Genomic DNA, 8,783 nt, shown 5'->3' with positions numbered 1-8,783 from the left:
GTTACGGCGGCCATAGCGAAACGGGAAACACCCGGTCCCATACCGAACCCGGAAGTTAAGCCTTTCAGCGCCGATGGTACTGCAACCGAGAGGTTGTGGGAGAGTAGGACGCCGCCGGACATACATTGTGGAAGTGGGGTCACCTTCGGGTGGCCCCACTTTTGCGTTCCCGGACGTTTCCCGGGTCACGGAGCATGCCGATCGTGGGCCTGCAGGTGTCCACAGGTGGCTCCCTAGCGCAGGTGTCCACAGGCACACCGGCACTGCCGCGCGGTTGTCGGTCGCCAGGGGAATGGTGTGGTCACAGGAGGTGGACTGTGACCAAGACACAGACGAAGGACGCCGGCGACCTCGAGGTCGCCCTCAACGACGTACGACTGGTGGGTCGACTCACCAGCGGTCCCACGACGGTGGAGCTGCCGAGTGGTGACGCCGTGATCACCTTCCGGGTGTCGGTGCCCAGGGCCGGTGCGACGACCGGTCAACGAGTGGACTCGGTGCCCTGCGCCGCGTGGAGTGCTCGTGTGCGTCGCAGCGTGCTCACCTGGCGGGTCGGTGACCTGGTCGAGGTCGAGGGCGCCGTCAGGTGCCGGTTCTACCAGGCGGGGGGCGCCACCCGATCCCGCGTGGAGGTCGAGACCTCGGCCGCGAGGATCATCCGCCGAGCACCGGGCGCATGAGCACCCCAAGACTGGGCTTGGGCTGGAATGACGTTGCCTTCTCCGGGAGAAGACCCCCGGACTCGACCAGGGCCCGCACCTGCTCGAAGTCAGGGCTGGGCAGGAGGACCGCCGGCGCGGCAGGGCCCGCTGCAGCCAGCGCCTCGTCGACGTTGTGGTGGTGCATCACGCGGACCTCCGATCTGGTCAGACGCGGAAGCACGGAGTCGTGCACCCATGACACGGGTGCGTCCTGGGGGAGGGCCGGCGGTGTCACCACGTGCCACGACTCACCGTCGGTCAGCACGAAGTGCGTGCTGTCGAGCGCGAGCAGGGCCTGATGGCGCTCGTGAGGAGTGACCTGCGCCCCCGCGGCGCGCGAGGCGCCGAGAAGGTCGATGAGCGTGGTGCCCGGGAAGGTCCGGTGGATGGCCCCGAGGAACAGGGGAGTGTCGTCCTGGTCGACCAGCATGGCCAGGCCGGTGTCCCACGGCGTTCCAGGGTGCTCCTCCTGCAGACGCAAGTACGCGGCGTACCGGTGGTGGCCGTCGGCGAGGAGGCAGCGAGTCGTCGCGAGGAGCCCGGCGATCCCTGCGAGGGTGTCGGCGTCGCGGATGGCCCAGATGCGCTGGCGCTGGCCGGTGCGGTCGAGGTAGCGCCAGTCGGGTGCGCTCTGGCTGACGGACGTGACGATCTCCCGCAGCTGGGCTCGCCCGTGGTGGACCAGGAGGATCGGGGCAGGGTTGAGGTCCATCTGCAGCATCCGGTCGGCCAGCTCGCCGGCCTGCTCGGGATGGATGGCCTCGTGTGGCCACACGGCTCGCTCGTCGAAGGACGTCGCCCGACGCGACATCGACAGCGCGCCGACGAGGCCGCGCACCGTGAGGCCACCGACGGTGTACTCGTGGAGATAGATCGCGGGTGCGGTGTCCGCTGTGGCGCGACCCTGCGCGATCCACTGCTCCAGACGGGCCGCGACGTCGCGATAGGGTCGCGCCAGCGCTCTGGCCGATGCGGGATCCCCGACCCGCTCGGGCGCCAGCATCACCGCACGGAACGGCAGGAGCTCGAGAGGCGTCGCGACGTACGGCGGCACGACGCTGGCGAGTTCCATCGGAGCATCGTAGGGGGACACTCGTCACAGCCCGGAGAGGGGTGCAGCATGCTCGAGGAGTGCAGGACTCCGATCGTGCAGGCGCACGACCTGGTGATGTTCGACCTCGACGGCGTGGTCTACGTCGGGACCGATGCCATCGAGGGCGTCGCCGAGAAGGTGGACCGGATCCGTGCCAGCGGTCGGCACGTCGCGTTCGTGACCAACAACGCCGCACGCACCCCCGACCAGGTGTCGGAGAAGCTCGTCGGGATGGGCGTCCATGCGGAGCCGGCTGACGTGGTGACGTCTGCGCAGGCCGCTGCCCGCGTGCTCGCGGATGCCCTCGGCGAAGGCGCCAAGATCCTCATGCTCGGGGGGGACGGTCTCCGTGCGGCGCTCCTCGAGGCGGGCCTCGAGCCGGTCGAGGATCCGGACGGTGCCGTCGCGGTCGCCAGCGGCTACGGACCCGACGTCCGGTGGCGCGACATCATGCGTGTCGCGAGCCTGGTCCGCGACGGGCTGCCCTACGTGGCGAGCAACGCCGACATGACCATCCCCACCGCCTACGGCCTGGCCCCCGGGCACGGCGTGCTGGTGCAGACGATCACCGGCTTCGCCGGCGTCGAGGCCACCGTGGCCGGCAAGCCCGAGAAGCCACTGATGGAGGAGACCGTCCTGCGGGTCGGCGGGGACCGGCCGATCATGGTGGGGGACCGCCTCGACACCGACATCGAGGGCGCCCACGCGATCGGCGTACCGTCGCTGCTGGTGCTCACCGGGGTCACCTGGCTCGAGGAGCTCGCCACGGCGGGCACGCAGCTGAGACCGACCTACATCTCACCGGACCTGGCAGGGCTCTTCGAGCCCCATCCGGCCCCTGAGGTCGATGGCGCTCGCGCCGAGCTGGGCGGGTGGTCCGGCACGGTGGTGGACGGCCGTCTCGAGGTCGACGGCGCAGGGAGCGACGCGGACTGGTGGCGCGTCGCTGCGACGGCGTGCTGGCTCCACCTGGACGAGGTCGGCCAGCCCGCGGACGTCACCGACACGGTGCCGCCCGGACCGGTCCGACGCCTCGGCGCCGAGTAGGGTCGGACCCATGGACGAGCAGCGTGGCGCCCCGGCGTACGAACCGGGTGCGGACGCAGGGGATGGGCGCGTCGATGGCGTCTCCCACCGTGAGGCACCGAGCTACGAGCCGACCGGTGTCGAGGCTGTGGACCGGGTCCTGGCCGACGTCGCCGCGATGGTCGGATCGCCGCTGAGCGAGCACGTGCGGGTCTTCGAGCAGGCGCACGAGCAGCTGCGTCGCGCGCTCGACGCAGAGCCCGTCGCCTCGCACCAGTCCGGCGACGAGCAGGGTTCCTGACACCCGTGCCCCCACGACGACTTCGCCTCGACCAGGAGCTCGTGCGCCGCGGTCTGGCCCGTTCGCGGGAGCACGCCAGCGAGCTGGTGGCGACCGGGCGTGTCACGGTCTCCGGCGCGGTGGCGACCAAGCCCGCGACCGGCGTGACCACGGACGCGGCGATCGTGGTGCGCGAGGACCCGACGTCGGTCGACTACGTCTCGCGCGGTGGACACAAGCTCGCAGGAGCGCTCGAGGCCTTTGCGGCCCACGGCGTCAGGGTGAAGGGCAAGCGGTGCCTCGATGCCGGAGCCTCGACCGGCGGGTTCACCGACGTGCTGCTGCGGGCCGGCGCACGTGAGGTGGTTGCGGTCGACGTCGGCTACGGGCAGCTGGCCTGGTCGTTGCAGAGCGACGACCGCGTGCACGTGCACGACCGCACCAACATCCGCGAGCTGACCCTCGACCTCATCGGCGATCCGGTCGACCTCGTGGTCGGGGACCTCTCCTTCATCTCGCTGACCCTGGTGCTCGACCCCCTGCTGTCGGTGACCCGCAGCGACGGTGAGCTCGCGTTGATGGTCAAGCCGCAGTTCGAGGTCGGCAAGGAGCGCGTCGGCAAGGGCGGTGTCGTGCGTGACCTCGGCCTGCGGGCCGAGGCAGTGACCACGATCGCCGAGCTCGCGGCCGAGCGCGGCTGGGGTGCGGTCGCCGTGACGGTCAGCCCCCTGCCCGGACCATCGGGCAACGTCGAGTTCTTCCTGCTGCTGCGCCACGGCCCGGCAGCGATCGGCGCCGACGACATCACGGCGGAGGTGCAGCGCGCCGCAACACTGGGGGTGGCGGGTGAGAGGGTGGTCCCGTGATCGCCGAGAGCCCCGTACGCCGCGTGCTGGTGCTGGCCCACACGGGACGCGCGGACGTACGTGACGTCGCTCGTGCGTGCGTGCAGCAGCTGACCGAGCACGGCATCGCCGTACGCCTGCTGGCGGACGAGGCGGACGACCTCGGTCTCGCCGACGCTGACGGGCTCGTGGAGACGACCCTTCCCGACCACGTGCCCGGCGAGGGCTGCGAGCTGGTGCTCGTCATCGGAGGGGACGGCTCGATCCTCCGCGCCGCCGAGCTGACCCACGAGACCAGCACGCCCCTGCTCGGCGTCAACCTCGGCCACGTCGGCTTCCTCGCCGAGGCCGAGCAGGAAGACGTCGAGTCCACGATCGCGGCGATCGTGGAGCGCAACTACACCGCCGAGGACCGGCTGACCTTGGACGTGTGCGTGAAGGTCGGGCAGGACACCCTCTTCTCCACCTTCGCCCTCAACGAGGCCAGCGTCGAGAAGGCTGCCCGCGAGCGCATGCTCGAGGTGGTCGTCGAGGTCGACGACCGACCCCTGTCGCGCTGGGGCTGCGACGGCGTGGTGTGCGCGACCCCCACGGGGTCGACCGCCTACAACTTCAGCGCCGGCGGCCCGGTCGTCTGGCCCGAGGTCGAGGCGCTCCTGATGGTGCCGCTGAGCGCCCACGCGCTCTTCGCCCGGCCCATGGTGGTGGCGCCCACGTCGGTGCTCGCGGTCGAGGTGCTGGCCAACACCGAAGGCTCGGGTGTGCTCTGGTGCGACGGGCGGCGGACCGTCGACCTGCCGCCCGGCGCCCGCATCGAGGTACGTCGCGGTGCCCGCCCGGTCCGTCTGGTGCGCCTGCACCAGGCGCCGTTCACCGATCGGCTGGTGGCGAAGTTCGGACTGCCGGTCGAGGGTTGGCGAGGTGCCGCGGAACGTCGTCGCCGCGACGGTGGTGACCACGATGCTTGAGGAGCTGCGGATCCGCTCGCTGGGCGTCATCGACTCCTCGACCCTCGAGCTCGGGCCCGGCCTCACGGCGATCACCGGCGAGACCGGCGCAGGCAAGACGATGGTCGTGACCGCACTCGGCCTGCTGCTCGGCGGGCGCGCGGACCCCGGCGCCGTACGCTCCGGGACAGGACACGCGCGCGTCGAGGGAGTGGTGTCGGCGGGGGACCTGGCTGGGTTCCGCGAGGCTGTCGAGGAGTCCGGAGGAGTCGTCGAGGACGACCGGGTCGTGCTCGCTCGCAACGTCGCGGCACAGGGACGTTCGCGCGCCTGGGTCGGCGGGGCATCCGTGCCCGTCACCACGCTCGCCGAGATCGCCGAACCGCTGGTCGCGGTGCACGGCCAGTCCGACCAGCACCGCCTGCTGAAGTCCGGCGCCCAGCGTGCATCGCTCGACCGGTTCGCCGGCCCCGCGATGGCGAAGACCGCGGCTGACTACGCCGGGATCTACGCCGAGCTCGCTGCGACCGAACGCACCCTCGCCGACGTGATCGGGTCCGCCCGGGAGCGTGCCCGCGAGGCCGACCAGCTCCGCTTCGGGCTCGGTGAGGTGGAGGCGGTCGACCCGAGGCCGGGTGAGGACCTCGAGCTCGCTGCCGAGGAGACACGGCTCGGTTTCGCCGACACGCTGCGCACCGCCGCCGAGACCGCCCGCGAGGCGCTGTCGAGCGAGGACGGCGCGCCCGACGCGCTGGGCACCACGAGCGCTGCCCGCCAGGCCCTCGACGGGGTCCGCGAGCACGACGCGACCGCGGGGGAGCTCGCCGACCGCGTCGCCGAGCTCGGGCACCTGCTGGTCGACGTCGCGGGCGACGTGGCGTCCTACGCCTCGAGCCTGGAGACCGACCCCTCACGCCTCGCCCACGTGTCCGAGCGCCGGGCCGCGCTGACGGCCCTGACCCGCAAGTACGGCGAGACCATCGACGAGGTGCTGGAGTGGGCCGAGGACGGCGCCAAGCGGCTGCTGGACCTCGAGGACGCCGACGGCAGCGTCGCGGAGCTGGAGGCGCGCCGCGACCGCCTACGCGCAGAGCTCGGTGTGCTGGCCTCGAAGCTGAGCAAGCAGCGCACGAAGGCAGCGGTGCGCCTCGGCAGGGCCGTCAGCGACGAGCTCACCTCGCTGGCGATGCCGCACGCGGTCGTCACCATCGCGGTGACGCAGTCCGAGGTGGCAGCGCCCGCCGTCCCGTCCGGTCCCGTCCTGCACGTGGACGGACGTTGGCTGCGCGCGACCTCGTCCGGCGTGGACGAGGTGGAGTTCCTGCTAGCCGCCAACACCGGTGCCGACCCGCGGCCTCTGCACAAGGGGGCGTCCGGCGGTGAGCTGTCCCGCGTCATGCTCGCCCTCGAGGTGTCGCTGGCCGAGACCGGTTCGGTGCCGACCTTCGTCTTCGACGAGGTCGACGCCGGCGTCGGCGGCAAGGCCGCCATCGAGGTGGGGCGCCGACTTGCTGCGCTGGCGCACTCCTCGCAGGTCCTCGTGGTCACCCACCTGCCACAGGTGGCGGCGTACGCCGACCGCCACGTGGTCGTGCACAAGTCCAGCGACGGGTCGGTCACCACCTCGGGCCTGGTCACCCTGGGCGAGGACGAGCGTGAGCGCGAGCTGTCACGGATGCTGGCCGGGGTGGAGGACTCCGACAGCGCCCGTGCCCATGCCCGCGAGCTGCTCGCCGCCGCCGCGCCCGAGCGGGCGTGCCTCCCTGAGGGGCAGGGTCGCGGCTGAGAGCATGGCGCGGTCATGAAGTTCGCAGTGCGCTCCCGCCCAGCCCCCGCTCTCCCCGGTGTCCGCGGCCCGGCCAGGATCCACCGGCGCACGGCCAGCCTGCTCGGCCGACTGCACGTCGGTGACGTCGCGGTGCTGGACCACCTGGACATGGATCGTGACACCGCGCAGGCATTGATCGACGCCGGGGTCGTCGCCGTGGTGAACAGCGGCCCGATGGTGTCGGGACGCTTCCCGAACCTCGGGCCCGAGCGGCTGGTCGAGGCCGGTGTCCTGGTGGTCGACAACGCGGGCCCGGGGGTGTTCGAACGCCTCAAGGACGGCACCGACGTCCGCATCGATGCGGGAGTGCTGCATGCCGGCGACACGCTCGTCGCGACCGGTCGCGAGGTGACCGCGGAGCTGGTCCGCTCCGAGATGGGGCGCGCCCGCAGCGGGCTGAGCGCCCAGCTGGAGAGCTTCACCCACAACAGCACCGAGTTCCTGCGGCGCGAGCAGGACCTGCTCCTCCATGGCCAGGGCGTGCCGCGGACCGCGACCGACATGGCCGGGCGACCGGTCGTCGTCACGGTGCGTTCGCACGGCTGGCAGGACGAGCTGCGCGGCATCAAGCCCTTCGTGCGCGAGCAGCGCCCCGTCCTCGTCGGCGTGGACCACGGAGCGGACGCCCTCGCCAAGGCCGGCCACCGTCCCGACGTCGTGGTCGTCAGCGGCGTCGACGACCTGCCGAGCGCTGCCGTGCTCCGCAAGGCCCGCGACGTGGTCGTCCTGGTCGAGCGGGGTGCGCCACGCAGCGCCACCGAGCAGCTCGAACGGCTCGGCATCCGGCCGTTGCGTTTCGAGACCACGGCCACCGCCGAGGACGCAGCGCTGCTGCTCGCCTCGGCGCGCGAGGCCTCGCTGATCGTCGGGGTCGGCATGCACGCCACGCTCGACGAGTTCCTGGACCGGCGTCGCGCCGGTCTGGCGAGCACCTTCTTGACCCGGCTCAAGGTGGGCCCCGACCTCGTCGACGCGAGCGCCGTGCCGCAGCTCTACGACGGCGCCGTACGGCCCCGGCACCTCGTCGGTGCGCTCATCGCCGGAGCGCTCGCCGTGGGCGCCGCGGTGAGCGTCACCCCCGTCGGCCAGCAGTGGGTCGACGACCTCTCGCCGGTCGTCACGAGCAGCACCACCGACCTGATCGACAACGTCCGAGGAACACTCCCGTGATCACCCTGCGTCACCACGTCCTGACCATCGTCGCCGTCTTCCTGGCACTTGCCGCGGGCATCGTCCTCGGGGGAGGTCCGCTGTCCGACGTGGGCACCACGGTGACGGCTGCGAGCCGCGACGCCGCCGAGCCGGCCGACGACGGCGGCAAGGCGGACTACTCCGAGCGCTTCGTCTCCACGCTCGCTCCTCCGGTCCTCGCCGGGCGGCTCGCAGACCGGTCGGTCGCGATCGTCACCGTCCCCGGCGCGGACGAGCAGCTCGTGACCGCGCTGACCGAGCAGGTCGGCGCAGCCGGCGGCACCGTGAGTGCGCGCTACGACCTGCGAGCGGACCTCCTGGACCCCGACCAGAAGTCGCTGGTCGACACGCTCGGCAGCCAGCTGCTCACCCAGCTGGGCTCCGACGACGACGTCGCCGCCGACGCGTCGACGTACGACCGGATCGGCCAGCTGCTCGGTCTCGCCATCGCCACCAAGGAGGCCGAGGGCCAGGACGTCAGCGGCAAGGCCCGGGCCGTGCTCGACGCCGTCAGCGGCGCGGACCTGATGGACGACCAGGCGGACGTCGAGCGTCGCGCGCCCCTGGTGCTGCTGGTGCTCGGCGACGATGCCGGGGACGAGGGTTCCGACGCGGTGCTCGCAGGGCTGGTCGAGGGCCTCGCCGCCCAGGCTGCCGGCGTCGTCGTCGCCGGGGTGACCGCGGACGGGGGAGAGGGCCAGCTCGGACGGCTGCGCGCCGACCCCGCCGCAGCAGCGGTCGCGAGCGTGGACGGCATCGACACCGCCGCCGGCCGGGTGACCGCGATCATGACCCTCCAGCGCTCGCTGACCACACCCGGTGGCGCCTTCGGTGCGTCGGGTGCCGACGGACCCGTCCCACTCGGGTAGGAT

The 8,783-nt window shown here is 72.3% G+C and carries 9 protein-coding genes and 1 rRNA gene; 9 read left to right on the top strand and 1 reads right to left on the bottom strand.

Annotated features, from left to right (window positions below):
• Positions 1–2 precede the first annotated feature (2 nt).
• Together rrf and K4G59_RS19375 are read left to right on the top strand one after the other, a co-directional pair.
• Positions 3–120, top strand: a 5S ribosomal RNA gene (rrf, locus tag K4G59_RS19380).
• A gap of 197 nt (positions 121–317) precedes the next feature.
• Positions 318–680, top strand: coding sequence for a single-stranded DNA-binding protein (locus tag K4G59_RS19375; protein WP_231252707.1), 363 nt, complete (start codon positions 318–320; stop codon positions 678–680).
• On the opposite strand, the gene K4G59_RS19370 is transcribed toward K4G59_RS19375, so the two are convergent.
• Positions 655–1,773, bottom strand: coding sequence for a DUF1015 family protein (locus K4G59_RS19370; protein ID WP_231252706.1), 1,119 nt, complete (start codon positions 1,771–1,773; stop codon positions 655–657). The two genes, K4G59_RS19375 and K4G59_RS19370, sit on opposite strands and share 26 nt — an antisense overlap.
• Positions 1,774–1,821: 48 nt before the next feature.
• Between K4G59_RS19370 and K4G59_RS19365 the strand changes: the two genes are divergently transcribed.
• Genes K4G59_RS19365 through K4G59_RS19335 form a run of 7 tightly spaced genes read left to right on the top strand, consistent with a single transcriptional unit; the run spans position 1,822 to position 8,780 of the window.
• A complete protein-coding gene (locus tag K4G59_RS19365) occupies positions 1,822–2,841 on the top strand; it encodes an HAD-IIA family hydrolase (RefSeq protein WP_231252705.1) in 1,020 nt (339 codons plus the stop codon).
• Positions 2,842–2,851: 10 nt separating this feature from the next.
• A complete protein-coding gene (locus K4G59_RS19360; protein ID WP_231252704.1) occupies positions 2,852–3,121 on the top strand; it encodes a hypothetical protein in 270 nt (89 codons plus the stop codon).
• Between the two features lie 5 nt (positions 3,122–3,126).
• The gene (locus K4G59_RS19355; protein WP_231252703.1) at positions 3,127–3,966 is read left to right on the top strand and encodes a TlyA family RNA methyltransferase; all 840 of its coding nucleotides are present in this window, start codon (positions 3,127–3,129) and stop codon (positions 3,964–3,966) included.
• Complete coding sequence (locus tag K4G59_RS19350) at positions 3,966–4,913, top strand: NAD kinase (RefSeq protein WP_372461839.1); 948 nt, start codon at positions 3,966–3,968, stop codon at positions 4,911–4,913. Before K4G59_RS19355 ends, K4G59_RS19350 begins: the two co-directional genes overlap by 1 nt.
• Positions 4,867–6,678, top strand: coding sequence for a DNA repair protein RecN (gene recN / locus K4G59_RS19345; RefSeq protein ID WP_308189442.1), 1,812 nt, complete (start codon positions 4,867–4,869; stop codon positions 6,676–6,678). The genes K4G59_RS19350 and recN overlap by 47 nt, the downstream gene beginning before the upstream one ends.
• Positions 6,679–6,693: 15 nt before the next feature.
• On the top strand, positions 6,694–7,890 hold the full coding sequence (steA, locus tag K4G59_RS19340; protein WP_231252701.1) for a putative cytokinetic ring protein SteA: 1,197 nt from the start codon (positions 6,694–6,696) through the stop codon (positions 7,888–7,890).
• On the top strand, positions 7,887–8,780 hold the full coding sequence (locus K4G59_RS19335; RefSeq protein WP_231252700.1) for a copper transporter: 894 nt from the start codon (positions 7,887–7,889) through the stop codon (positions 8,778–8,780). Before steA ends, K4G59_RS19335 begins: the two co-directional genes overlap by 4 nt.
• Positions 8,781–8,783: the final 3 nt, after the last annotated feature.

Source organism: Nocardioides furvisabuli, from assembly GCF_021083185.1.
GTDB classification, from domain to species: Bacteria; Actinomycetota; Actinomycetes; order Propionibacteriales; family Nocardioidaceae; genus Nocardioides; species Nocardioides furvisabuli.
The sequence above is the reverse complement of the archived record's forward strand: the minus strand, read 5'-3'. Positions and strand labels throughout refer to the sequence as shown.

Coding starts and splice junctions, on each gene's coding strand:
- K4G59_RS19370 (WP_231252706.1), bottom strand. CDS start 1,773: ATGGAACTCGCCAGCGTCGTGCCGCCGTACGTCGCGACGCCTCTCGAG.
- K4G59_RS19365 (WP_231252705.1), top strand. CDS start 1,822: ATGCTCGAGGAGTGCAGGACTCCGATCGTGCAGGCGCACGACCTGGTG.
- K4G59_RS19360 (WP_231252704.1), top strand. CDS start 2,852: ATGGACGAGCAGCGTGGCGCCCCGGCGTACGAACCGGGTGCGGACGCA.
- steA (WP_231252701.1), top strand. CDS start 6,694: ATGAAGTTCGCAGTGCGCTCCCGCCCAGCCCCCGCTCTCCCCGGTGTC.